We start from the raw sequence: 24,923 nt of genomic DNA, 5'->3' as shown, positions 1-24,923 counted from the left end.
ATAAAATACTGTGATGATTTTCAGATTGTCAGATAGTAGCGGCTTACAGAGCCTTTATCTATCAGTGTTATCCGAAGCGTGACAGAGATAGACATAAAAAGCCCGGCGAAGGTAAGCCGGGCGGGAATATGAATATATAATGTTTATTCTGATAAGCTTTCTTTCATTACCTTTTGGAAGGTTTCCCAGCCGCAATAGCCGTTTTTATCAACCGGACAATTTTTCAGTTCCAGGGTGACTTTTTGCGGCGGTGTTTTTAAGGACAGATAACTGTTATTCCGTAGTTGATCAGCGGACTGATAAATATAGTCAATCTTCACATAAGATTTATTATCCGTTTTATCTGTCCAGCGCTGGAACACTAATTTGCCGCCGATTGGCGTATGTTCATACTGTTGCGGCAACTGATACGGTTTAAATTCCAGGGCGGAGAGCAGGGAGGCGATATTGGAATCATGTCCGGCCAGGAAGGTAAATTTCGCTTCACTGCCCGGTGCGGCGGCGGCAAAGTGCTGATTAATGTAGTTCAGCAGCGGATGTGCCACGTTTTTCGCGATAATGCGCGGGGTAAACAGGGATTCCTGATAGCCGTTTTTCAGGGTATTCAGCGCAGTCCACTGCTCCGGTGTGGTGACTTCGCCCCAGGCGACCTGGTCTGCCGGGAAACCTTCATAATATTGCAGATCGATGGCATCCACCGCAGAGTTGGCCATTTTCAGCGGCCCTTTCACGCCCGGCTCTTTACCGGCTTCAATAATAAAACTGTTTTTACCGTCAGCCAGTGAGCAGAGTTTATGGGTTTTGCACTGTTCCGAGTCTTTGATATTCAGCACATTATTCAGTGCCTGATAACCGGGTACCAGATCCAGCCCTTTATAATGGCTCTCCATTGCCGCGAGAGCGGCCTGTTTAAATTCTGCGCTGTCATTGGTGATGATCGGATTGAACACCGGATCCATGGTACCGATTTCCGGCTGGTGGTTCACAGTGACGGTACAACCCGGGAAAGCCCCGGCAGTAAAGAACTGCGCGGTGGCGATAGTGCGCTGAAGGCTGTTGGCGTACACATTCAGCTCTTTTTCACCGGTCGGGCACAGGGTGTCCGGCAGCAGTTTGTTCTCATCCAGCCACTCGCGGAAATAGTGTCCCATATAGACTTCCAGCGCACCGCCTTTGGTGGTCAGATAACCGCTCTGCGCATCCCACGCAGGCCAGGTTTTATCGGTAATTTCGGTCAGAATACCGGTATTCACAATCGGGGTGCGCAGGTTGTGGCGGCTCATCACCAGCACCTGTTCCAGTGTCATATCAGCGGCGGAGGTATCAGCAAAAGCGGGCAGGGCGGGCGTCAGTAATGCAGCTGCAAGTGAAAGCGTCAGTAAGGTTTTTTTCATCCGGAACACTCCTGTTGTCATTATTTTCGAACCGATATTAATGACTGAAGCGATTCATATTTACCGGGAGCGAACTCCCAAAACAGTGATCAGCACCGGAAATAGCGCTTAAGTAAGGGGGCAGTGAAATTTTTCTTCAGATAAAAGCCTCTGGGCAGTGTTTGTATCGGTTGTCCGTGCGGACCGATAGCGTCTGTGAGTGCGCGGCTGTTGGCGGCTTTCGGGCGGATCTGCATCACCTGACCATGACGGGCGGTGATCTGCTCCACTTTTCCCAGCACAATCATATCCATCAGCTCTTCCCAGTCGGCGCGCAGCAGGCGTTCCTCCTCCTCCGACGGTGACCACAGCAGCGGAGAGCCGATACGGCGCTCTGCCAGCGGGATATGGCGCGCGCCTTCCACCGGTACCCACAGTACACGGGAGAGTTTATGGCGTACATGACACTCCGCCCAGGTGACGCCGCTGTTGCCGGTCAGCGGGGCGACACAGACAAACGTGGTTTCCAGCGGCACGCCGGATTCATCCACCGGGATGGTTTTCAGCTCCACGCCGAGGTGAGCAAAATCCTGTTCTGCTTTGCTGCCCGCATCCGCGCCCAGCCAGTATTCCAGCAGCATCCCGACCCAGCCTTTATCACGGCGCAGATCCGGCGGCACCGGAATACCGGCACAGCCCGCCAGCTCACCGAAAGTGGCACCGGCAAGGGATTGGGCGCGGCTGAGCAGATCAGATTCGCTGGCCGGGGGTAATGGCGGCTGAAAAAGTTGTGTCATGTTATATGCTTAAAAGTTGAACAGTGTTATCCGGTAAAATAATACATAGGCATGAATGAAAAATAAATATTATCTAATTTATTGATATATAGCTATTAATTTTCGTCGCCGCAATAAGTGCAGAAGGTTGTGCACCAGCATCCTCAGACAATAAACAGGATCTTACACTGAGTTATCCACAGCTTTATGGGATAAGTGGAAAACCACCCCACTACTGGTTTGATTTACAGGCTTGACTTCCGCCTGTTTTCGCGTTTCAGCAGGGGTTTTGCTCACGGATAAGTCACAATCTGTGGATAACACCGGGTGTGGTTATTTTTTGTGCTGTGTAAGTCTGTTAAAAAAAATGCCGGTGATTTTTTCGGACAATTCTCTTTTTTTATTTCCTCACTGATATGATTTATCAGGGTTTATTTAACAGTCGTGATTTTATCAACAAGAGGCTGTTAAAAACTATACCCCCATTACCCTTGCGTTTTTCACAACTATATCCACAGAAAACGTGAATAAAAGCCGGTTTTTTATCAGAGGGTGTTTATAACTTTACCGTTTTCTGTGAATTAACTGTCCGGCGGGATAAACCAGGCAGATTTAAAATCAAACCAGCCGAAGGTATTCATTTTGACGCCCCGCATACTGCGCTGCCCCTGTAATTCAAGCCAGTGATGGAACAGCGGGAACAGCATTTGCCTGTCAATGATCTGCTCACACCATGCCGCCAGGGACAGGGTGCGCTGCCGCCATTGTTTCAGCGGCGCACGCAAATCATCCCCCAGGCAGCGGCGCAGCAGCGGCAGCTCGTACAGGGTGGCGAAAACCGAAAAATCCAGCGGCTTATAAAAGTTGGCGGTCGCCAGCCAGAAATCACTGTCACAATCGCCGTTAAACCAGGTCTCGTAATCCGTGATGTTAATCGTCAGTTTCACGCCCTGTTCCGCCAGCAGCTGCTGCAATAATTTGCCGATAGCATGGTATTCGTGATGATCCTGATAATAGGTCAGCGTCAGTTCTGTCAGATCAGCCGGTTTTTCACAGGGCGGGATAAGCTTGCTGTGATGCCAGCGCAGCAGCAGTCCGTAAGCGGGCCACCAGTGACGCTGATACAGAGGTTCGCAGTGATACAGCAGACTGACCGGGGTCATCAGGCTGTTGAGCCAGCGGCGGATATCGTCCCGCTCTCCTTTTGCCGAGCGTACGTCGTGCAGCAGAAAATAACAGCCTTCTTCCATCCGGCTGTCGAGAGAATCCCGTTCCGGGCCGTCCGCGCCGATATGCAGCGTCGTGCAGACCATTTTTTCTTCCAGCTCCGGCACCACCAGTACAGCAACTTCATCCAGCAGAGCACGGAAGCCGTAATAATGGTCAAAGGCGCGGATCGTCAGTTTGCGGTCATTATTGCAGACCACCTGATACGGGCCGGTGCCGACAGGGCGGCGGGCAAAGTCAGGCAGTTCCTGCCACTCATGGGGCAGAATGGCGGCATGCGGGCTGCCGGTCAGCACCGGGAACCAGCTGTCGGCTTCATTCAGCGTGATATCAATAATGTAAGGCATATCGGAACGGACAGTGCGGATATGGCTGAACAGCGGGTGTGTGTCGCGCAGGCGTTCAAAAGAGGAAATGATATCCACCATCTGCAATTCACGACCGTGGTGGAAAAATATCGCCGGGCGCAGCCAGAAACGCCACTGTTTGTCGCCGGTCTGCTGCCAGTGATGTGCCAGTGCCGGGATGGCTTCCCCGTTTTCCTCATTTATGGCGGTCAGTCCGTTAAAAATCTGGCTCAGCAGATGAACTTCCGAGCGGCGCAGCGGCGAGCCGGGCAGTAAATTATAAAAAGGACGGTAATAGACAATGCGAAGCAGACTTTTTCCCTGCCGGAAGCTGCGTTCCAGCTGAGATAATACCATCTGGCGCATCGCGTCCTTATCATTGACCATCGCCACCAGTTTTTCGATATTGTCCTGCTCTATCAGCAGTTCGGCACGGGCGTGCTGCAAGTCCCGTCCGCTTTGCAGAAAACAAAGACGTGAGCGCTTACCCCGTCCGGTTTCCGCCTGCCAGCTGAGCCAGCCTGCCGTCTGCATACTGCTGAGCAGAGAGCGGACATGGCGGCGCGAGCAGTGCAGGATATCGGCGATTTCCTGAAGGGTGGTTTCGGTCTCCTGTCCCTGATGATGCTGCCACAGGCGGATAAACTGGTGCTGGAGGCGTGGTGTGCTCATAAAAGAGGAACTCCGGTCGGTTTTCTGTCCATTTTTATTTCCGTATATTACGTCCATACTCAATGTCATTAAAGCAGCTCATGACGTCAGTGTGATACCTGACTCACTCCCGATTCTTGAGTAATGGTGACTTTTACCGCCAGCCGCAAGGCTGGTTTTTTTCTGTCCGGTGATCCGGAAAAAGAGGCGGGGAAAAACGGGGAAAAAGCTGCCATCACAAAAGGGGTGATGGCAGGGGTTCAATGGTGGAAATGGATCCGGTTATCAGTTCATAAATGCAGGCAGTTTTTCCTCAAAACGGGAAATCATGTCGTCGTGCTGTAAGGTGAGGCCGATACTGTCGAGGCCGTTCATCATGCAGTGGCGGCGGAAAGTATCAACACTGAACGGGTATTCCAGCTCACCGGCGATCACTTTCTGGTTTTCCAGATCAACAATAATCTGCGCACCTTCTGTTTTCTGTACCTGGTCAAAGAGCGCATCAATCGCGTCTTCGGGTAATTTCACCGGTAATAACTGGTTATTGAATGCGTTGCCGTAAAAGATATCCGCAAAGCTTGGCGCAATCACCACTCTGAAGCCGTAATCTGTTAAGGCCCACGGTGCGTGCTCACGGGAGGAGCCGCAGCCGAAGTTTTCACGGGCCAGCAGAATCGATGCGCCCTGATAACGCGGGGCGTTGAGGATAAAATCCGGATTCGGCACCTGTCCGTCATCATCGAGAAAACGCCAGTCATTGAATAAATGCTGCCCGAAGCCGGTGCGGGTCACTTTCTGCAAAAACTGTTTCGGAATAATGGCATCGGTATCCACATTGGCGGCATCCAGCGGTACGGCAATGCCCTGATGTACAATAAATTTTTCCATGACTCTCTCCCTCAGCGCATCTCAATGGTACGGATATCGGCGAAACTGCCGGTGACAGCGGCCGCAGCAGCCATGGCCGGACTGACCAGGTGAGTACGTCCGCCGCGCCCCTGGCGCCCTTCAAAGTTACGGTTGCTGGTGGAGGCGCAGCGCTCTCCCGGTGCCAGGCGGTCATTGTTCATCGCCAGACACATCGAGCAGCCCGGCAAACGCCACTCAAACCCGGCATCGGTGAAGATTTTATCCAGACCTTCCGCTTCTGCCTGTGATTTCACCGGCCCGGAGCCCGGAACCACTATCGCCTGTACTCCCGGCGCGACTTTGCGCCCTTTGGCGACCGCAGCCGCTGCGCGTAAGTCCTCAATCCGCGAGTTGGTGCAGGAACCGATAAACACCTTGTCGATTTTCACATCGGTTAATTTTTTACCCGGGGTTAAATCCATATACGCCAGGGCTTTTTCTGCCGAGGCTCTTTCCACCGGGTCGGTAAAGCTTTCCGGAGCGGGAATAGCGTGGCTGATATCAATCACCTGACCCGGATTAGTGCCCCAGGTGACCTGCGGGGCGATATCGGCGGCATTGATAATAATTTCCGCGTCATATTTTGCATCCGGATCACTCTTCAGTGTTTGCCAGTAAGCCACGGCGGCATCCCAGTCCGCGCCTTGCGGGGAGAACTGGCGGCCTTTCAGATAATCAAAGGTGGTCTGATCCGGCGCAATCATTCCGCCTTTGGCGCCCATTTCGATCGCCATATTACAGACCGTCATCCGGCCTTCCATAGAGAGCGCCTCAATGGCATCCCCGCAGAATTCGGCGATATAACCGGTACCGCTCGCGCTGCCGGTGTGACCGATAATCGCCAGCACAATATCTTTGGCGGTGATGCCGGGAGCCACTTTGCCGCGCACTTCAATTTTCAGGGTTTTGGCACGTGCCTGTTTCAGTGTCTGAGTGGCTAACACATGTTCCACTTCGGAAGTGCCGATACCAAAAGCCAGTGAGCCGAACGCACCGTGGGTGGCGGTGTGGGAGTCCCCGCAGACAATGGTCATACCCGGCAGGGTGATGCCCTGTTCCGGCCCCATCACATGCACGATGCCCTGATACGGATGGTTCAGATCATAGAGACGGACACCAAAGGCCTCACAGTTTTTGATCAGTTCCTGCATCTGGTTACGGGCCATCTCACCACAGGCATTGATATCTTTGGTCTGCGTGGAAACGTTGTGATCCATGGTGGCGAAGGTTTTTTCCGGGCGGCGCACCGGGCGGTTTTTCGCCCGTAATCCGTCAAATGCCTGTGGTGAGGTCACTTCATGCACCAGGTGGCGGTCGATATACAGGATCGGCGTTTCGTTTGCTTCTTCACGAACCACATGGGCATCATATAATTTTTGATATAAGGTTTTTCCTGTGCTCATCTTAAGCCCCTTCTGTAATCAAACGCGCGATAATGTCGCCCATTTCGTCAGTGGTCACGCTCTTGCCGCTGCCGGCGACGTCGCGGGTGCGGTATCCGGCATTCAGTGCCTGATTCACCGCGTTTTCAATACTGTCTGCCGCCGTATCCTGCCCGCAGCTGAAGCGCAGCATCATGGCAGCGGATAAAATCTGTGCCACCGGGTTGGCAATGTTTTGTCCGGCGATATCCGGCGCGGAGCCGCCTGCCGGTTCATACAGACCAAATTTTTTCTCATTCAGGCTGGCGGACGGCAGCATCCCCATGGAGCCGGTGATCATGGCGCACTCGTCGGAGATAATGTCGCCGAACAGGTTGGAGCAGAGGATCACATCAAACTGCGACGGATCTTTCACCATCTGCATGGCGGCGTTATCGATATACATGTGTGACAGTGCGACATCCGGATATTCTTTGGCGATTTCTGTTACCACTTCACGCCATAATACGGAGCTTTGCAGCACATTGGCCTTATCAATCGAGGTCACCTGCCCACGGCGTTTTTGGGCGGAAGCAAAGGCGATACGGGCAATGCGTTCGATTTCAAAACGGTGATACACCTCGGTATCATAAGCACGCTCATATTTACCTTCGCCTTCACGGCCTTTCGGCTGCCCGAAATAGATCCCGCCGGTCAGTTCGCGGACACACAGGATGTCGAATCCGCGCGCGGCGATATCACTGCGCAGCGGGCAGAACGCTTCCAGTGCCGGATAGAGCCGTGCCGGGCGCAGGTTACTGAATAATTTGAAATGTGCCCGCAGCGGGAGCAGCGCGCCGCGCTCCGGCTGGGAGTCCGGCGGCAGTTTTTCCCATTTCGGGCCGCCAACCGAGCCGAACAGCACTGCATCGGCCTGTTCGCAGCCTTTCAGCGTGGCCGGCGGCAGCGGGTGCCCGTGGTTGTCGATGGCAATGCCGCCGACATCATATTCACTGGTGGTGATGGTCAGGTTAAAGCGGGTGCGCACCGCATCCAGCACTTTAATGGCCTGGGCCATAATTTCAGGGCCGATTCCGTCGCCCGGTAAAACTGCAATATGAAATTGTTCCGACATAATTACACCGCTTCCTTTGTCTCTGTATTGTTGTTATGAGTATCGTTATGAGTATCGTTGTGCATGTTGTTATCTGACTGTATACGCCGTTTTTCTTCTTTTACCTGTCCGGCGCGCCAGATGCTGTTGACGGCGTGGATCATGGCCTGGGCGGAGGATTCAACAATATCGGTCGCCAGCCCCATGCCGTGGAATTTACGGCCTTCATACTCCACCACGATATTCACCTGACCCAGCGCGTCTGTTCCCTGACCTTTGGCGGTCAGCTGATAGGCGGCGAGGGTCAGCGGGTAACCCGCGATACGGCGGATAGCCTCATAAGCCGCATCGACCGGGCCGTTCCCCTGGGCGGATTCGGAGATGATTTCATCCCCGGCCTGCATTCTGACGGTTGCTGACGCTTTGACACCGGTACCGGACTGGGTGTTGAGGAACGCCAGCGAGAAGTGTTCCGGTTCCTGATGCTGCTGTTTCATAAACACCAGCGCTTCCAGGTCGTAATCAAAGACCTGACCTTTCTTGTCCGCCAGTTGCAGGAAGTCGGCGTATAATTCATCCAGGTTATAATCATCTTCCTGATAGCCCATTTCCGCCATCCGGTGTTTCACTGCTGCGCGACCGGAACGGGAGGTCAGGTTGATTAAGTTATCTTTCAGGCCGATGCTGTCCGGCGTCATAATTTCGTAGGTTTCGCGGTTTTTGATCACACCGTCCTGGTGAATACCGGAGGAGTGGGAAAAGGCATTACTGCCGACCACGGCCTTGTTCGGCGGTACCGGGGTGTTGCATAACTGGCTGACCAGCTGGCTGGTGCGGTAAATCTCTTTGTGGTTGATCCCGGTGCGCACGCCCAGCATTTTTTCCCGCACTTTAATCGCCATAATCACTTCTTCCAGGGCGCAGTTCCCGGCGCGTTCGCCTAATCCGTTGATCGTACCTTCAATCTGGCGGGCACCGGCCTGCACGGCGGTGATCGAGTTGGCAACGGACATCCCCAGGTCGTCATGACAGTGGACAGAAATGATGGTTTTGTCGATGTTCGGTACACGGTTGAATAATTCACTGATAATGCCGCCGAACTGGTACGGCGTGGTATAGCCAACGGTGTCCGGAATGTTGACCGTGGTGGCACCGGCGTTAATTGCCGCTTCCACAATACGGCATAAATCATCGATATCGGTGCGCCCGGCGTCTTCGCAGGAGAACTCGACGTCATCGGTAAAGCGGCGGGCATGTTTAATCGAGCCGACCGCCATATCGATGATGTCAGCAAAGGTCTTGCGCAACTTGGTTTTGACGTGAATACCGGAGGTGGCGAGCACCATGTGTAACCGGAAGGCTTCCGCGACTTTCAGGGATTCCGCCGCCGCGTCAATGTCACCGATCACACAACGGGACAAGGCTGCGATACGGCTGTTTTTGATTTCGCGGGCGATGGTCTGCACCGACTGAAAATCACCGGGCGAGGAGACAGGGAAACCGGCCTCAATAATATCGACCCCCATGCGTTCGAGCTGGAAAGCAATCTGTAACTTCTCTTTGACACTGAGACTGGCCTGTAATGCCTGCTCCCCGTCACGCAGTGTGGTATCAAAAATGATGACGTTATCGCTCATGTTGTGATCCTCTCGGTTATTTCTTGTTCTGTTTTCCGGTTTGCAGGTATAAAAAAACCCGCGACATTGCGCGGGTTTTTCAGGTCTCAGGGAGAAAGTTATGAGGAACTTCCGGCCACGAACCCGCCACGCGCAGTTAAGGCGATAATTAGCAGGCTGTTTAGGCGGAAAGTGAAAGACATAGTGATAACCTTCTCAGTCAATTCAGTGGCACGAAACGCAGAGCGTATCCGTGGCGATGTATTATTGATACTGAATATAAAATGGTCTGTCAACCATGCCTTCTCACCGGAGATACCGGGCGAAGGCGAAAAAAAGGGCAGAAAGCAGATAAATTGACTAATTTATAAAAATTAATCAGCGTTTTCATCTATAAGTCGGCTCAATGATTGGACTAATATTTTTACAGAATTTTTTTTGCAGAGAATCCGAACCGGTTGAGTCGGCAGGGAATACGGTTACCGGCGGTCAGGTTGCCACCGGTAACCGGTGAGATATTCATTGAACCGTTTATTTATTCTGTTATGTCAGTAAAAAAAATCAGATTTTTTATGCTGACAGATGACAATTTTATTATGAATAAACACAATCTTTGTTTTATTATCTCATTGCATGGAAACTAAATGAATAAAGCAATACAGATGTATTGATTTCATGAATAAGTTGCTTGCTTTAAATATTCAAATAGTATGCATTGTGATGATGATACGCATCTGCGTATTCAGAACCATACAAGGAAGAGACTCAATTATTAATTAGATAATCAATTGAGATAATAGATTTCAATTTTGTATTGATCTGCCGTTTCATCGTGGCGGCAGGTGGCTTATTGAAGTCATTATAATCATTTATTGGAGTTTAAGATGACTGAATACACCTCAGTGGCAGAAGTGAAAAAAGAATCCGGTGAAACACAGCTGCGCAATGTGGATCTTAATCTGCTGACGGTTTTTGATGCAGTTATGCAGATGCAGAATGTCACCCGGGCCGCTGAACTTTTAGGTATGTCACAACCGGCTGTCAGTAATGCGGTGTCAAGACTTAAGGTTATGTTTAATGATGAATTATTCGTCCGTTTCGGCCGGGGAATTCAGCCGACTGCCCGTGCAAAACAGTTGTTTGGTCCGGTCAGGCAGGCATTGCAGCTGGTGCACAATGAACTGCCGGGTGCAGGTTTTGAGCCGGGCAGCAGTGAACGGGTATTTAATCTGGCGGTTTCCAGTCCGCTGGATATCCGTCTGACAGATAAAATAATTGAACAGGTTAAACTTCACAGTGAAAATATCGATGTCAACATTCAGTCTTATATGAATTCGCATATTGAACATAACCTGAAATATCAGGAAACGGATTTTGCTATCAGTTATAACCGTTTCGATAAACCGGATTACAGTCATCACTTATTATTTAATGATCAATTATCACTGGTCGCTGCCCGTAATCATCCGCGTATACAATATTCAGTCACGGAGAAACAGATTTTTACTGAGCAGCATGCAGTGGTATCGCTTGATTTAATTGATTCATTCAGTTCACCGTATTACGAGAATAATGAATTGCTGCGGGCTATTGTTTATCAGGGAACAAATTTAGTCAGTGTGCTGAATATCGTCTCGAAAACAGAATTAGTGGCGATTGCACCGAAATGGCTGATTCAGCTCTATTCTCATGTACTGCCGATTCAGGAAGTACAGCTGCCGTGGGATAAAGTCAGCCGTCCGGCGTTTCTGATCTGGCATGAGGCCTGCACCCGCGATAAAGGACACCAGTGGATGAAGGCACTGCTTACCCAGTTCACGCATCATATGTAATCGATCATTTATTTGATTTCCCGTACCGGCAGGCAGATTCGCCTGCCGGTGCTTTTTTGTGATCCGGCATATGCAAAGATAACTAAATTTTCTTTTGTTCCCGGGGACAACAGGCTACACTTGCGAAAAAAATTAAGCTTACACCTGTAAGCTGAAAATTATTCCATAACATGAAACCGTGCAGTCTGACGGCTCAGTAAAGGAAACGCGTGTGACAACAACAAATTTGCATCACTATCATTTAGTGACGCGGCTGCAACAGCAGAAACAGCGCCGGGGTGACCAAATCGCACTGCGACAGTGGTGTGAACAGGGTCAGCATATCGATTTTACCTGGCAGCAGGCCGGGACGTTCAGTGAAAATCTGGCGGAAGCCCTGCTGGCTGAAGGGGTTGAGGTTCAGGAAAATGTCGCCATTTTCTCGCATAACAGCGCCCTGTGGACATTAACCGACCTGGCGATTCTCCAGTGCCGCGCCATTGTGGTGCCGCTCTATGCCACCAGCAGTGATGACCAGGCGGCCTATATTCTCAATGATGCGCAGGTGCGCATCCTGTTCGTGGACGGTCAGAAACAGGCGGAAATTGCACTGTCGCTGCTCGCCCTCTGCCCGTCCCTGCAGAAAATCATCATTATGAACCCGGAAAATACGGCGATCCCGTCGCATCCGGCAGTCTGCACACTGCGTCAGTTTATGAACGGGCATAACGGCAGTTATGCCTCAGCGCTGCGTCAGCGCATTGCGGATTGCTCTCTTGATGATCTTTTTACCCTGATTTATACCTCCGGAACCACCGGTGAGCCGAAAGGCGTGATGCTGGATTACCGCAATATGGCGGCTCAGCTTTATCTGCATGATGAACGGCTGACGCTGACTGAAAATGATATTTCACTCTGCTTCCTGCCGCTGACGCATGTTTTTGAGCGCGCCTGGAGTTTCTATGTGATGCACACCGGCGCACTGAATGTCTATCTCAGTGATACCAATCTGGTGCGCAAAGCCATGGTGTCGGTGAAACCGACCGTGATGTGTGCGGTGCCGCGTTTCTATGAGAAAGTGTTCAGTGGTATTTACGAAAAAGTGGCACAGGCGCCGTGGTATAAACGGGCGTTATTCCACTGGGCGGTGCGCACCGGTAAAAAGACTCTTGATGCACAGCAGCGTGGTGATAAACCGTCATGGCTGGCCGCGCGGTGTGATCAGTTCGCACAGAAAAAAGTGCTCGGCAAACTGCGTGATGTGCTCGGCGGCAACGTCCGTTTCTTACCGGCAGCGGGTGCGCGGCTGGATGATGAGATTATCCGCTTTTTCCTCGCTGTCGGTATTAACATCAAATACGGCTACGGCATGACGGAAACCTGTGCCACGGTATCCTGCTGGGAAAACAGCGGTTATCAGCTCGGCTCTATCGGTGTGCCGCTGCCGGACGTGGAAGTGCGTATCGGTGAGGAAAACGAGATTCAGGTGCGCGGGCCGGTCGTGATGCGCGGCTATTACAATAAGCCGGAAGAGACCCGTCAGGCCTTTACTGACGATGGCTGGCTGCGGACCGGTGATGCCGGTGCGCTGGATGAGCAGGGCAATCTGTTTATCACCGAACGTCTGAAAGATCTGATGAAAACCTCCAACGGCAAATATATTGCGCCGCAGATGCTGGAAGGCACACTGGGACAGGATCGCTTTATTGAGCATATCGCCGTGGTCGCCGATGCGCGTAAGTTTGTCTCTGCACTGATTGTGCCGTGCTTTGACACGCTGGAAGAGCATGCCCGGGCGCTGAATCTGAAATACCATGACCGGATGGAACTGCTGAAAAACAGTCAGATTGTGGCGCTGTTTGAAAGCCGTCTGAAAGAGTTGCAGAAAAATATCGCTGCCTTTCATCAGGTCAAACGTTTCACACTGCTGCCGCAGAATTTCTCCATGGAGCTCGGTGAGCTGACACCGACCCTGAAACTGCGCCGTAAAGTGATCGCTCAGCGCTATCAGCGCGAAATTGAGTCCATGTATACGGACTGATTGATGTCCCTGACGGCACTGCCGGTTTCCTGTGCAGTGCCGTTTTTATATCCCGCCGGTTTTTCCCTCACTCTCAGTGAACTCTGCTTTGTGATCTGCTGCTGCAGGTATGATCATCTGCGGATCATGACATTTCCTTTATTCCTGTGGTTTTCCGCTTTTTGCTTCCCGAAAAACGCATTTGCCAGCACTGTCATTTTATCGTTATGTTAATCCTCAGATAACTAAAAACAGACAAACACATCACTTGCAGTTACAACCCGCAATCACGGGCAGGAGAGCATTTATGGAGAGGTTGACAGGGGCAGAAATGATCGTGCGCTCCTTAATTGATGAGGGCGTATCACACGTATTCGGCTATCCGGGCGGTGCTGTTCTGGATATTTACGATGCACTGCATACCGTGGGCGGTGTCGGGCATATTCTGGTGCGCCACGAGCAGGCCGCTGTGCATATGGCGGACGGCTATGCCCGTGCGACCGGCAAAACCGGCGTGGTGCTGGTCACTTCCGGCCCGGGGGCGACTAATGCCATTACCGGTATTGCCACCGCGTATATGGATTCGGTGCCGCTGGTGGTGTTGTCCGGTCAGGTGGCGAGTGCCCTGATCGGCAACGACGCCTTCCAGGAAGTGGATATGGTGGGGATCTCCCGCCCGGTCGTGAAGCACAGTTACCTGGTACACGATGTCGCGGATATTCCCGCCACCATCAAAAAAGCGTTTTATCTGGCACAAACCGGACGTCCCGGGCCGGTGGTGATTGATTTTCCGAAAGATATTGTCCAGCAGCAGCATGAATACAGCTACCCGTCACGGATCAGTCTGCGATCGTATAACCCGACCGGCGCCGGTCACAAAGGGCAGATCAAACGCGCCCTGATCACACTGATGCAGGCAAAACGCCCGGTCATGTATATCGGCGGCGGAGCCATCAGTGCCGGATGCAGCCCGGAGATTTTCACCCTTGCGGATAAACTGCGTCTGCCGGTGGCGCTTTCCCTGATGGGGCTGGGCGCGTTTCCGGGCACTCATCCGCAGTGTGTCGGTATGCTGGGTATGCACGGGACATATGAAGCAAACAATACCATGCATCACAGTGATGTGATTTTTGCCGTCGGTGTCCGTTTCGATGACCGGACCACCAATAACCTGGCGAAATACTGCCCGCAGGCAACGGTCATTCATATCGATGTCGATCCGGCGTCTATCTCCAAAACCGTGGCAGCGGATATTCCGATTGTCGGTGATGCAAAACTGTGTCTCGCACAGATGCTGTTACAGCTGGAATCGCTGACCGATGAGCAGGATCCGGATGCGTTGTGCGACTGGTGGCGGCGTATTGATCAGTGGAAAGCGAAACAGTGTCTGACCATTGATGAGAGCGGGGAGAAAATCAAGCCACAGACCGTGATCCGCACCCTGTGGGAACTGACCGGCGGGAAGGCCTATATCACCTCGGATGTCGGTCAGCACCAGATGTTTGCCGCGCTCTATTATCCGTTTGATGAACCGCGCCGCTGGATCAACTCCGGCGGGCTGGGCACGATGGGCTTCGGGTTACCGGCGGCACTGGGTGTCCGGCTGGCGAAACCGGATGATATGGTGGTGTGTGTCACCGGGGACGGCAGCATTCAGATGAATATTCAGGAGCTTTCCACGGCATTACAGTTCGGGCTGCCGGTGCTGGTGCTTAATCTGAACAACCGGTTCCTCGGTATGGTGAAGCAGTGGCAGGATATGGTTTATCACGGCCGTCATTCGCACTCTTATATGGACTCACTGCCTGATTTTGTCCGTCTGGCAGAGGCGTACGGGCATGTCGGTATCAGTATCAGTGATAAAACCACGCTGCGCGAACAGCTCGCGGAGGCACTGCGCATTGTCCGCGAAGAGAAGCGGCTGGTGTTCGCCGATGTGATGGTGGATGAGAAAGAGCATGTTTATCCGATGCAGATCCGCAACGGCGGGATGGATGAAATGTGGTTAAGCAAAACGGAGAGGACCTGATCATGCGCCGGATTCTGTCAATCTTATTAGAAAACGAAACAGGGGCATTATCCCGTGTGGCAGGGCTTTTTTCCCAGCGCGGGTATAATATCGAAAGTATCACCGCAGCCCCGACGGATGACCCGTCACTGTTCCGCCTGACCATCCAGACCAAAGGGGATGCGCGGGTGCTGGAGCAGATTGAAAAACAGCTCAATAAGCTGGTGGATGTGTTCCGTGTCACAGAACTGACTTCTGCCTCTCACATTGAACGTGAGGTGATGCTGGTGAAACTGCAGGCCAGCGGCTACGGGCGGGATGAGGTCAAACGCAGTACCGATATCTTCCGCGGACAGATTGTCGATGTGACCGCGACGCTCTATACCGTGCAGCTGACCGGCACCAGTGAAAAGCTGGATGCCTTCCTGGATGCGGTGCGCGGCTTTGCCGAAATTGTGGAGATTGCCCGCTCCGGCATCGTCGGGATGTCGCGCGGTGACAAAATAATGCGGTGAAATATTCGTGGTGAAAGGGTAAACTGATTGCTCTTCTTATTGGCCCGTTGTTCGGGCCGTTTCCTGATTTGTAAGGGGTTAACGTGAAACTGGATGAAATCGCCCGCCTTGCCGGTGTGTCGCGCACGACGGCCAGTTATGTCATCAACGGAAAAGCAAAACAATATCGTGTGAGTGACAAAACTGTCGAAAAAGTGATGGCGGTGGTTCGTGAACATAATTACCATCCGAATGCGGTGGCTGCCGGTCTGCGTGCAGGCCGTACCCGCTCAATCGGACTGGTGATCCCGGATTTGGAGAACACCAGCTACACCCGCATCGCAAATTATCTGGAGCGCCAGGCGCGCAGCCGGGGTTATCAGCTGCTGATTGCCTGCTCCGAAGACCAGCCTGACAATGAAATCCGTTGTGTGGAACACCTGTTACAGCGTCAGGTGGATGCGATTATCGTTTCCACCGCACTGCCGCCGGAACATCCGTTCTATCAGCGCTGGGCAAACCGCTCGCTGCCGATTGTCGCGCTTGACCGCGCACTGGAAAATGAGCACTTTATCAGTGTGGTCGGGGATGACTTTGAGGATGCCAAAATGCTGGCCGCTGAACTGCGTCAGTTCCCGGCAGAATCGGTGGTTTATCTCGGCGCGTTACCGGAACTTTCCGTCAGTTTCCTGCGTGAGCAGGGGTTCCGTGAAGCCTGGGAAGGCGATGCCCGCAAGGTGAATTTCCTGTATGCCGACAGTTATGAGCGTGATGCTGCCGCCAAAGCGTTCGATAGCTGGCTGGAAAGCAACCCGATGCCGGATGCGCTGTTTACCACGTCATTTGCTCTGTTACAGGGTGTGATGGATGCCACGCTGGCCCGCAGCGGCCGTCTGCCGGGGCAACTGGTGATCGCAACCTTCGGTGATCATGAACTGCTGGATTTCCTTGAGTGTCCGGTACTGTCTGTGGCGCAGCGTCATCGTGATATTGCTGAGCGCGTGCTGGAGCTGGTGCTGGCGAGCCTGGATGAAAAACAGAAGCCGGCAGCGGGTATCACCCGGATCCGCCGTGATCTGTGCCGCCGCGGCAGTCTGAGCCGCCGGTAAGATTCAGACCATAAAATAATTGTTTTTCCTGATACCTGTACGGAAACGTATAGGTATTTTTGTTTAGTTTGTACGAAAACAGATGAAAAACTCTTTTTGAGAGGAATCCTAAGATTTTTTTTTCAATTCTGCTGATTGACAGAAATTGACAATTTTCACAGAACGCCTGTTTTTCCTCCGTAAATACACTTATTTTGATTAAGGATTTACACCACAGAATATCCTCCGTTCAGTTTTGTGACCGTTATGCTATTGATAAACTGAATATTAAATTTTCAAATAGTAAATAATCACGAGCTGTAACAGAAAGTAACAGCACAGATGACCGGCACAAAAAGACGGAAATGCGGTGGATGGTGGTGATTTTTTATCCTGAAAGTGAGCGATACCTCGCAAAAATGCATCTTTCTTTCGTCAGATTCGGTATAATTTGCCCCGGTTAGCCGAGTGTGTATTATGTGAATTTTTTTCTGATTTGAATCAGTGTGTTATCTCACTTCTGTTCCCTGAAGTAAAAAATCCCATATTTTCTCACCCCTTTATTCCCCGAGAACGGAAACGAAACCTTGTCAGCGCTGGCTTGACAAGCTTTTCGTACCATTCGTAAACTCTGTTGGTGGGAAATTGTGGGTGAAAGTGGTAATTCAGGGCAAAACTGAGCGGAGAAACGAATGTTTCGCGGGGCAACACTGGTTAATCTTGACAGCAAAGGGCGCATAACCGTACCGGCACGGTACCGGTCGCTGCTTGCTGAAAAGTCGGAAGGTCAGATGGTCTGCACTATCGATCTCCACCAGCCGTGCCTGCTGCTTTACACTTTACCGGAATGGGAACTGATCGAACTGAAGCTGGCTCAATTGTCCACCATGGATCCCACAGAGCGCCGTGTTCAGCGCCTGTTACTGGGCCATGCCACGGAATGCCAGATGGACAGTGCGGGACGTCTTTTGTTAGCCGGTACACTGCGCACACATGCGCGGTTAACCAAAGAAGTCATGCTGGTCGGGCAGTTCAATAAGTTTGAGCTGTGGGATGAGCAGACGTGGTATCAGCAGGTACAGGATGATATTGCTGCCGGGCAGACGGCATCCGGACCTTTATCCGCCCGGTTACAGGATTTATCACTTTAAATGGCAGAGAGTCAGTTTCAGCATACCAGTGTTTTACTGGATGAAGCCGTTAACGGATTACAGATCCGTGAAGACGGCATTTATATCGACGGCACATTCGGCCGCGGCGGGCACTCCCGCCTGATTTTATCAAAACTCGGTCCGCAGGGGCGTCTGATCGCCATTGACCGGGATCCGCAGGCGATTGCCGCGGCGGCACAGATTGACGACCCGCGTTTTTCCATTATTCACGGCCCGTTTTCCGGTATCGCCGGTTATGTGAATGATCTGGAACTGGGCGGACAGATTAACGGCGTTCTGCTCGATCTCGGGGTGTCTTCCCCGCAGCTGGACGATGCGGAGCGCGGGTTCTCCTTTATGCGTGACGGGCCGCTGGATATGCGCATGGACCCGACGCGGGGGATTTCCGCCGCACAGTGGCTGACTGAAGCCAAAGAAGACGATATTGCGTGGGTGCTGAAGAATTTCGGCGAAGAGCGTTTTTCAAAACGGATTGCCCGCGCGATTGTTGAACGGAACAAGACCGAAGAGCCGCTGACGCGGACAAAACAGCTGGCGGAACTGATCGCCGCCGTGTCGCCGGTGAAAGAAAAACATAAGCATCCGGCGACCCGCAGCTTCCAGGCGATCCGCATCTATGTCAACAGCGAGCTGGATGAAATCCGCCAGGCGCTGACCGGCGCACTGAGTATTCTGGCTCAGGGCGGTCGTTTATCGGTGATCAGCTTCCACTCGCTGGAAGACCGGATTGTGAAACAGTTTATGCGCAACGAAAGCCGCGGACCACAGGTGCCGCACGGATTACCGCTGACGGAAGAACAACTGAAAGCACACGGTACACCGGCGCTGAAACTGGCCGGGAAAATGAAACCGTCAGAGCAGGAAATCAGTGTTAACCCGCGTGCCCGCAGTTCAGTGCTGCGCTTTGCGGAGAAAGCATGACCACAGAACGGCACAATTTAGCCCGTGTTATTTGTCGTGACCTGCTGCGCCACGGATTTATCCCTGCGATTTTATTTATTGCAGTGATCGTCAGCGCGATTTTTGTGGTCATCACGGCACATAAAACACGTCTGCTGACCGCAGAGCGGGAACATCTTGTGCTGGAGCGTAACTCGCTGGATATCGAATGGCGTAACCTGATTCTGGAAGAGAACGCCCTGGGGGATCACAGCCGTGTCGAGCGCCTGTCCGTTGAGCGTCTCAGTATGCAGCATGTGGATCCGGCAAACGAAAAAATTGTCGTAACAAAATGACGAAGGCATGAAAAGCAGAAAAGCAGCAGCCAAAACGCAGGGCGGAGCCCGTATCAAACGTCCGGAAGAAAAAGCCAGTTTTATCAGCTGGCGTTTTGCGTTGTTATGCGGCGGTATCGGGCTTGCCCTGGCCGCACTGCTGATCCGGGTCGCGTATTTACAGATTATCAACCCGGACATGCTGGTCAAAGAGGGCGACATGCGCTCGCTGCGCGTCCAGGAGATCCCGACCGCACGCGGCATGATCAGCGACCGTATGGGGCGTCCGCTGGCGGTCAGTGTACCGGTGAATGCGGTCTGGGCTGATCCGAAAGAGTTAGCCGACAAAGGCGGGGTAGGGGATGACACCCGCTGGCGCGCACTGTCCGAAGCGCTGAATATTCCGCTCGATCAGGTGAAAAGCAAAGTCACGGCGAACCCGAAAGGCCGTTTTGTCTATCTGGCGCGTCAGGTGAACCCGACCATCGGCGATTATGTGAAAAAACTGAATCTGCCGGGAATTTATTTACAGGCAGAATCAAAACGGTATTACCCGTCCGGCTCCGTCACTGCTCACATCATTGGTGTCACCAATATTGATGATGAAGGGATTGAAGGGGTTGAGAAAAGCTTTGACCGCTGGCTGACCGGGGTTCCGGGACAGCGGACAGTCCGCAAAGATCGCGGCGGCCGTGTTATCGAAGACACCATCGCCCGTGAAAGTCAGGCCGGACATAATCTGACACTCAGTATTGATGAGCGTTTACAGGCGCTGGTATACCGCGAAATCAGCAGTGCGGTGGCACTGAACAAAGCGGAATCCGGCACGGCGATTCTGGTGGATGTGAATACCGGGGAGATTCTGGCGATGGCGAACAGCCCGTCCTATAACCCGAACAACCTTCAGGGCACGCCGAAAGATGCCATGCGTAACCGCGCTATCACCGATATTTTTGAACCGGGCTCGACGGTAAAACCGTTGGTGGTGATGACCGCACTGCACAACAACATCATCAAACCGAACAGCGTGGTGAATACCTATCCGTACCGGATCAGTGGTCATGAAATCAAAGACGTGGCGCGTTATGCCGAACTGACCATCACCGGTATTTTACAGAAGTCGAGTAACGTAGGTGTCTCAAGACTTGCGTTAGCGATGCCCGCTCAGGAACTCGTGGACGTCTATTCGCGTTTCGGGCTGGGAAAACCGACCAATCTGGGGCTGGTCGGAGAAAGCAGTGGCATATATCCAAGTAAAAAAACACGGTGGTCTGAGCTTGAAAGGGCCACCTTTTCTTTCGGTTACGGGCTGATGGTAACACCGTTACAGTTAGCGCGTGCCTATGCAACAATCGGCAGTTTCGGGATTTACCGCCCGCTGTCCATCACAAAAGTGGATCCGCCGGTGCCGGGCACCCGTGTCTTCCCTGAGCCGGTGATGAAAACCGTGGTTCAGATGATGGAAAGTGTTGCGTTACCCGGCGGCGGCGGAACGCGCGCTGCGATCAAAGGGTACCGCGTGGCGATTAAAACCGGGACCGCAAAAAAAGTGGGCGATGACGGCAAATACGTGAACCGTTATATCGCTTACACCGCCGGGGTTGCACCGGCAAGCCGTCCGCGTTTTGCACTGGTTGTGATTATCAACGACCCGCAGGGCGGCAAGTATTACGGGGGTGCGATCTCCGCACCGGTATTCGGTGCCATCATGGGCGGTGTTCTGCGGACAATGAATGTGGAACCCGATGCGCTGACACCGGAAGAACAATCTAATGAAGTGGTTATTACTAAACCAAAAGAGGGTACAAGTGGCAGATCGTAATTTGCGCGATTTACTCGCGCCGCTCGGTGTTGATGCACCGGCTAAGGCGTTACGTGATATGACCCTGGACAGCCGCAAAGCGGCTGCCGGTGATCTGTTCCTGGCGGTTAAAGGCCACCAGTCTGACGGACGTCACTACATTCCTCAGGCCATTGCCCAGGGTGTGGCTGCCGTGGTCGCGGAAGCGGATGGCGCAGCAGAAGACGGCAGTGTGCAGGTTCTGCATGGCGTACCGGTGGTTTATCTCAGCCACCTGAATGAAAAATTATCCCGTCTGGCCGGTGAGTTCTATCACCATCCGGCGGAGCGTCTGAAACTGATCGGCGTCACCGGGACTAACGGTAAAACCACCACCACCCAGCTGCTGGCGCAGTGGACTCAGGCGATGGGCGAAACCAGTGCCGTGATGGGGACGGTCGGGAACGGGTTGCTTGGTCATGTGATCCCGACGGAAAACACCACCGGCTCAGCCGTCGATATCCAGCTCGAACTGGACAAACTGGCGAAGAAAGGTGCCACGGTGGCGGCAATGGAAGTCTCCTCTCACGGGCTGGTTCAGAGCCGTGTGGCGGCACTGCCGTTCCGGGCGGCTGTCTTTACTAACTTAAGCCGTGATCATCTCGATTACCACGGTGATATGGCGAATTATGAAGCTGCCAAATGGCTGCTGTTCTCAACCCATCACAGCGAACAAAAAATTATTAATGCGGATGATGAGACAGGGCTGAAATGGCTGGCAAAACTGCCGGAAGCGGTCGCCGTCACAATGGATGACAATCTGCCGGCTGACTGGCAGGGGCGTTTCCTGAAAGCCGTTTCGGTGGATTACCATGACAGCGGGGCGCACATCACCTTTACCTCAGGCTGGGGTGACGGTGAACTGGATAGTCCGCTGATGGGCGCCTTTAACGTCAGCAACCTGCTGGTGGCAGCAGCAACACTGCTGGCACTGGGTTATGACCTGAACGCGCTTCTGAGCAGCGCAGCGGCGTTAACGCCAGTCTGCGGCCGGATGGAAGTTTTCACGGCGGATAACCGGCCAACGGTTGTTGTCGATTATGCTCACACCCCGGATGCGCTGGAAAAAGCACTGAGTGCGGCGCGTCTGCATACCAAAGGCAAACTGTGGTGTGTCTTCGGCTGCGGCGGTGATCGCGACAAAGGTAAACGCCCGCTGATGGGGGCCATTGCCGAGCAGGAATCCGATGTGGTGGTGATCACCGATGATAACCCGCGCAGCGAAGAGCCGCAGGCGATTATCAATGACATTATGGCCGGGCTGGTTGATACCTCCCGTGCTCTGCCGATCCCGGGCCGTGCGGAAGCGGTCACCTTTGCGGTGATGCAGGCAAAACCGGATGATGTGGTGCTGGTGGCCGGAAAAGGGCATGAGGATTATCAGCTGGTCGGCAACCGCCGTCTGGACTACTCCGACCGCCTGACCGTCGCCCGCCTGCTGGGAGTCATCGCATGATCCCGTTCTCCCTCGCTGATATCGCACAACTGGCCGCCGGGGAGCTTATCCTCAGCGGTCACGCGGCATCAGAACGGATTGAGAGTATCACCACGGACAGCCGCACTGTCGGTGAACGTGCGCTGTTTATCGCTCTGGCCGGTGAACGTTTTGATGCGCATGATTTTATTGCGGATGTGGCAGCGAAAGGTGCCGCCGCTGTCCTGGTGAACCGCCGTATGGACGTGAACTGTCCGCAGATTATTGTTAACGATACCCGTCTTGCACTGGGCGCGGTGGCGAAAGGCAACCGTGACCGCAGTCAGGCAAAAGTGGTCGCACTGACCGGGTCTTCCGGCAAAACGTCTGTCAAAGAGATGACCGCTGCGATTTTACAGCAGGCAGGTGAAACCCTGTTTACCGCCGGTAATTTTAATAATGATATCGGCGTGCCGCTGACATTGCTGCGCCTGACAGAAAAACATCAGTTTGCGGTGATTGAGCTGGGTGCCAACCACACCGGTGAAATCGCCTATACTGCCGCCATGACGCACCCGCAGACCGCGCTGGTGAATAACCTGTTTGCCGCCCATATCGGCGAGTTCGGTTCCGCAGACGCCATCGCGCAGGCAAAAGGGGAAATCTTCACCGGCCTGACTGACGAAGGCACCGCGATCATCAATCTGGAAAGCAATGATGTCACTCACTGGCAGGCCCACCTGACGCCGCGTCAGACCCGCTGGTGTTTCTCCGTTGATCCGCATCCGCAGGCCGATTTTTACGCGGCTGATGTGGTGATAAATCCGCTGACCACCGATTTTACCCTGCACACACCGGCAGGCAGCACTGCTGTCACACTGCCGCTGCCGGGCCGTCATAATATTGCTAATGCTCTCGCGGCAGCGGCACTGGCACTCTCTGCCGGGGCGACACTGGCGGATATCCGCAGTGGCCTGGCGCAGACCCGTGCTGTTCCGGGGCGGTTATACCCGGTTGAGCTGGCACCGGGTAAATTGGTGATTGACGACACCTACAATGCCAATGACGGCTCAATGATTGCCGCAATCCGTGTGCTGGCACAACTGCCGGGTTATCGTGTGCTGGTTGCCGGGGATATCGGCGAACAGGGCGGTTACGCCGAAGAGAGTCACCGCAGAGTCGGGCAGGCTGCCCGTGATGCCGGGCTGGATGCGGTGTTCACCGCAGGTCAGTTCAGTCATTTTATCAGTGATGAGTGCCAGGGACGCCATTTCGCTGACAAAACAACCCTCATTGCTGCGCTGGCACCGCTGGTGGCACAGCATTCATCAATTTCAATTTTAGTTAAAGGTTCACGCAGCTCCGCAATGGAAGAAGTTGTGCACGCCTTGCAGGAGAATGTCCCATGCTGATTTGGCTGGCTGAGTATCTGGTGCAGTTTCACACTGCGTTTAACGTCTTCTCTTACCTGACGTTCCGCGCCATCGTCGGCCTGCTGACCTCGCTGATTATCGCATTATGGATGGGGCCGCATGTGATCGCCTATCTCCAGAGAATGCAGATTGGTCAGGTTGTCCGCAGCGAAGGACCGGAATCACACTTCAGCAAGCGCGGTACCCCGACCATGGGTGGCGTGATGATCCTGTTCTCCATTGCCATTTCTGTTCTGCTGTGGGCGCGTCTGGACAACCCGTATGTCTGGTGTGTGCTGCTGGTGCTGATTGGTTACGGGATTGTCGGGTTTATCGATGACTACCGTAAAGTGGTGCGCAAAGACACCAAAGGGCTGATTGCCCGCTGGAAATATTTCTGGCAGTCCGTGCTGGCACTGATCGTGGCATTCAGCATGTATGCTATCGGCAAAGACACGCCGGCGACCGAGCTGGTGGTACCGTTCTTTAAAGATGTGATGCCGCAGCTGGGTGTGCTGTATATCCTGCTGGCGTATTTTGTGATTGTCGGCACCAGTAATGCGGTCAACCTGACGGACGGTCTCGATGGCCTCGCGATTATGCCGACCGTCTTTGTGGCTGCCGGTTTTGCGCTGGTGGCGTGGGCGACCGGTAACGTGAATTTCGCCCATTATCTGCATATCCCGTATCTGCCGCATGCCGGGGAACTGGTCATTGTCTGCACCGCGATTGTCGGGGCAGGGCTGGGCTTCCTGTGGTTTAACACCTATCCGGCCCAGGTCTTTATGGGGGATGTCGGTTCACTGGCACTCGGCGGTGCGCTGGGTACCATTGCTGTTCTGCTGCGCCAGGAATTCCTGCTGCTGATCATGGGCGGTGTGTTCGTGGTGGAAACGCTGTCGGTGATTTTACAGGTCGGATCCTTCAAATTACGCGGTCAGCGTATTTTCCGGATGGCACCTATTCATCACCATTATGAATTAAAAGGCTGGCCTGAACCAAGGGTGATTGTCCGCTTCTGGATTATCTCCCTGATGTTAGTGCTGATCGGTCTGGCGACACTCAAGGTACGTTAA

The 24,923-nt window shown here is 53.2% G+C and carries 19 protein-coding genes; 12 read left to right on the top strand and 7 right to left on the bottom strand.

Annotated features, from left to right (window positions below):
• Positions 1-143: 143 nt before the first annotated feature.
• The 7 genes from agp to leuA all read right to left on the bottom strand — a co-directional run bounded on the left by agp (position 144) and on the right by leuA (position 9,395).
• Positions 144-1,394, bottom strand: coding sequence for a bifunctional glucose-1-phosphatase/inositol phosphatase (agp, locus tag ACF8OF_RS18180; protein WP_392497314.1), 1,251 nt, complete (start codon positions 1,392-1,394; stop codon positions 144-146).
• 89 nt (positions 1,395-1,483) lie between these two features.
• On the bottom strand, positions 1,484-2,170 hold the full coding sequence (mutH, locus tag ACF8OF_RS18175) for a DNA mismatch repair endonuclease MutH (protein WP_392497313.1): 687 nt from the start codon (positions 2,168-2,170) through the stop codon (positions 1,484-1,486).
• A gap of 560 nt (positions 2,171-2,730) precedes the next feature.
• Positions 2,731-4,395 carry an HTH-type transcriptional regulator SgrR gene (gene sgrR, locus ACF8OF_RS18170; protein WP_279796744.1) on the bottom strand — a complete coding sequence of 555 codons (1,665 nt, stop codon included), beginning with the start codon at positions 4,393-4,395 and terminating at the stop codon, positions 2,731-2,733.
• Positions 4,396-4,659: 264 nt separating this feature from the next.
• The gene (gene leuD, locus ACF8OF_RS18165) at positions 4,660-5,262 is read right to left on the bottom strand and encodes a 3-isopropylmalate dehydratase small subunit (protein ID WP_262882201.1); all 603 of its coding nucleotides are present in this window, start codon (positions 5,260-5,262) and stop codon (positions 4,660-4,662) included.
• 11 nt (positions 5,263-5,273) lie between these two features.
• Positions 5,274-6,686, bottom strand: coding sequence for a 3-isopropylmalate dehydratase large subunit (leuC, locus tag ACF8OF_RS18160; RefSeq protein ID WP_392497312.1), 1,413 nt, complete (start codon positions 6,684-6,686; stop codon positions 5,274-5,276).
• Between the two features lies 1 nt (position 6,687).
• Entirely contained in the window at positions 6,688-7,779 is a 1,092-nt protein-coding gene (gene leuB, locus ACF8OF_RS18155; protein ID WP_262882200.1) for a 3-isopropylmalate dehydrogenase, read from the bottom strand.
• Between the two features lie 2 nt (positions 7,780-7,781).
• Positions 7,782-9,395 carry a 2-isopropylmalate synthase gene (gene leuA, locus ACF8OF_RS18150; protein WP_182105174.1) on the bottom strand — a complete coding sequence of 538 codons (1,614 nt, stop codon included), beginning with the start codon at positions 9,393-9,395 and terminating at the stop codon, positions 7,782-7,784.
• Between the two features lie 863 nt (positions 9,396-10,258).
• Between leuA and leuO the strand changes: the two genes are divergently transcribed.
• The 12 genes from leuO to mraY all read left to right on the top strand — a co-directional run bounded on the left by leuO (position 10,259) and on the right by mraY (position 24,923).
• Complete coding sequence (gene leuO, locus ACF8OF_RS18145) at positions 10,259-11,206, top strand: transcriptional regulator LeuO (protein ID WP_262859490.1); 948 nt, start codon at positions 10,259-10,261, stop codon at positions 11,204-11,206.
• 211 nt (positions 11,207-11,417) lie between these two features.
• On the top strand, positions 11,418-13,226 hold the full coding sequence (locus ACF8OF_RS18140; RefSeq protein ID WP_274370580.1) for a long-chain fatty acid--CoA ligase: 1,809 nt from the start codon (positions 11,418-11,420) through the stop codon (positions 13,224-13,226).
• Between the two features lie 286 nt (positions 13,227-13,512).
• Positions 13,513-15,234 (top strand): acetolactate synthase 3 large subunit, encoded by a 1,722-nt coding sequence (ilvI, locus tag ACF8OF_RS18135; RefSeq protein ID WP_279796733.1) that lies wholly within the window; start codon positions 13,513-13,515, stop codon positions 15,232-15,234.
• Between the two features lie 2 nt (positions 15,235-15,236).
• Positions 15,237-15,728: an acetolactate synthase small subunit gene (gene ilvN / locus ACF8OF_RS18130; RefSeq protein ID WP_262859487.1), complete on the top strand. Its 492-nt coding sequence runs from the start codon at positions 15,237-15,239 to the stop codon at positions 15,726-15,728.
• An 83-nt stretch (positions 15,729-15,811) separates the two neighbouring features.
• Entirely contained in the window at positions 15,812-16,816 is a 1,005-nt protein-coding gene (gene cra, locus ACF8OF_RS18125) for a catabolite repressor/activator (protein WP_262859486.1), read from the top strand.
• Positions 16,817-17,487: 671 nt separating this feature from the next.
• Entirely contained in the window at positions 17,488-17,946 is a 459-nt protein-coding gene (gene mraZ / locus ACF8OF_RS18120) for a division/cell wall cluster transcriptional repressor MraZ (RefSeq protein ID WP_004238452.1), read from the top strand.
• A complete protein-coding gene (rsmH, locus tag ACF8OF_RS18115) occupies positions 17,947-18,888 on the top strand; it encodes a 16S rRNA (cytosine(1402)-N(4))-methyltransferase RsmH (RefSeq protein WP_349466605.1) in 942 nt (313 codons plus the stop codon).
• Positions 18,885-19,202, top strand: coding sequence for a cell division protein FtsL (gene ftsL / locus ACF8OF_RS18110; RefSeq protein WP_004238454.1), 318 nt, complete (start codon positions 18,885-18,887; stop codon positions 19,200-19,202). Before rsmH ends, ftsL begins: the two co-directional genes overlap by 4 nt.
• A gap of 7 nt (positions 19,203-19,209) precedes the next feature.
• A complete protein-coding gene (gene ftsI, locus ACF8OF_RS18105) occupies positions 19,210-21,003 on the top strand; it encodes a peptidoglycan glycosyltransferase FtsI (RefSeq protein WP_262859484.1) in 1,794 nt (597 codons plus the stop codon).
• Positions 20,990-22,477 (top strand): UDP-N-acetylmuramoyl-L-alanyl-D-glutamate--2,6-diaminopimelate ligase, encoded by a 1,488-nt coding sequence (gene murE / locus ACF8OF_RS18100; protein WP_392497311.1) that lies wholly within the window; start codon positions 20,990-20,992, stop codon positions 22,475-22,477. Before ftsI ends, murE begins: the two co-directional genes overlap by 14 nt.
• Positions 22,474-23,847 (top strand): UDP-N-acetylmuramoyl-tripeptide--D-alanyl-D-alanine ligase, encoded by a 1,374-nt coding sequence (gene murF, locus ACF8OF_RS18095; RefSeq protein ID WP_392497310.1) that lies wholly within the window; start codon positions 22,474-22,476, stop codon positions 23,845-23,847. The genes murE and murF overlap by 4 nt, the downstream gene beginning before the upstream one ends.
• Positions 23,841-24,923 (top strand): phospho-N-acetylmuramoyl-pentapeptide-transferase, encoded by a 1,083-nt coding sequence (mraY, locus tag ACF8OF_RS18090; RefSeq protein ID WP_262862263.1) that lies wholly within the window; start codon positions 23,841-23,843, stop codon positions 24,921-24,923. The genes murF and mraY overlap by 7 nt, the downstream gene beginning before the upstream one ends.

Source organism: Morganella sp. TYF_1, assembly GCF_043105645.1.
Classification (GTDB): Bacteria; Pseudomonadota; Gammaproteobacteria; order Enterobacterales; family Enterobacteriaceae; genus Morganella; species Morganella morganii_B.
The sequence above is the reverse complement of the archived record's forward strand: the minus strand, read 5'-3'. Positions and strand labels throughout refer to the sequence as shown.

Bases quoted from the DNA above. Each gene is read 5' to 3' on its own strand.
- leuC (WP_392497312.1), bottom strand. From the start codon at position 6,686: ATGAGCACAGGAAAAACCTTATATCAAAAATTATATGATGCCCATGTG.
- sgrR (WP_279796744.1), bottom strand. From the start codon at position 4,395: ATGAGCACACCACGCCTCCAGCACCAGTTTATCCGCCTGTGGCAGCAT.
- mraZ (WP_004238452.1), top strand. From the start codon at position 17,488: ATGTTTCGCGGGGCAACACTGGTTAATCTTGACAGCAAAGGGCGCATA.
- ilvN (WP_262859487.1), top strand. From the start codon at position 15,237: ATGCGCCGGATTCTGTCAATCTTATTAGAAAACGAAACAGGGGCATTA.
- leuD (WP_262882201.1), bottom strand. From the start codon at position 5,262: ATGGAAAAATTTATTGTACATCAGGGCATTGCCGTACCGCTGGATGCC.
- leuA (WP_182105174.1), bottom strand. From the start codon at position 9,395: ATGAGCGATAACGTCATCATTTTTGATACCACACTGCGTGACGGGGAG.
- ftsI (WP_262859484.1), top strand. From the start codon at position 19,210: ATGAAAAGCAGAAAAGCAGCAGCCAAAACGCAGGGCGGAGCCCGTATC.
- mraY (WP_262862263.1), top strand. From the start codon at position 23,841: ATGCTGATTTGGCTGGCTGAGTATCTGGTGCAGTTTCACACTGCGTTT.
- mutH (WP_392497313.1), bottom strand. From the start codon at position 2,170: ATGACACAACTTTTTCAGCCGCCATTACCCCCGGCCAGCGAATCTGAT.
- ilvI (WP_279796733.1), top strand. From the start codon at position 13,513: ATGGAGAGGTTGACAGGGGCAGAAATGATCGTGCGCTCCTTAATTGAT.
- murF (WP_392497310.1), top strand. From the start codon at position 22,474: ATGATCCCGTTCTCCCTCGCTGATATCGCACAACTGGCCGCCGGGGAG.
- leuB (WP_262882200.1), bottom strand. From the start codon at position 7,779: ATGTCGGAACAATTTCATATTGCAGTTTTACCGGGCGACGGAATCGGC.
- rsmH (WP_349466605.1), top strand. From the start codon at position 17,947: ATGGCAGAGAGTCAGTTTCAGCATACCAGTGTTTTACTGGATGAAGCC.
- ftsL (WP_004238454.1), top strand. From the start codon at position 18,885: ATGACCACAGAACGGCACAATTTAGCCCGTGTTATTTGTCGTGACCTG.
- agp (WP_392497314.1), bottom strand. From the start codon at position 1,394: ATGAAAAAAACCTTACTGACGCTTTCACTTGCAGCTGCATTACTGACG.
- leuO (WP_262859490.1), top strand. From the start codon at position 10,259: ATGACTGAATACACCTCAGTGGCAGAAGTGAAAAAAGAATCCGGTGAA.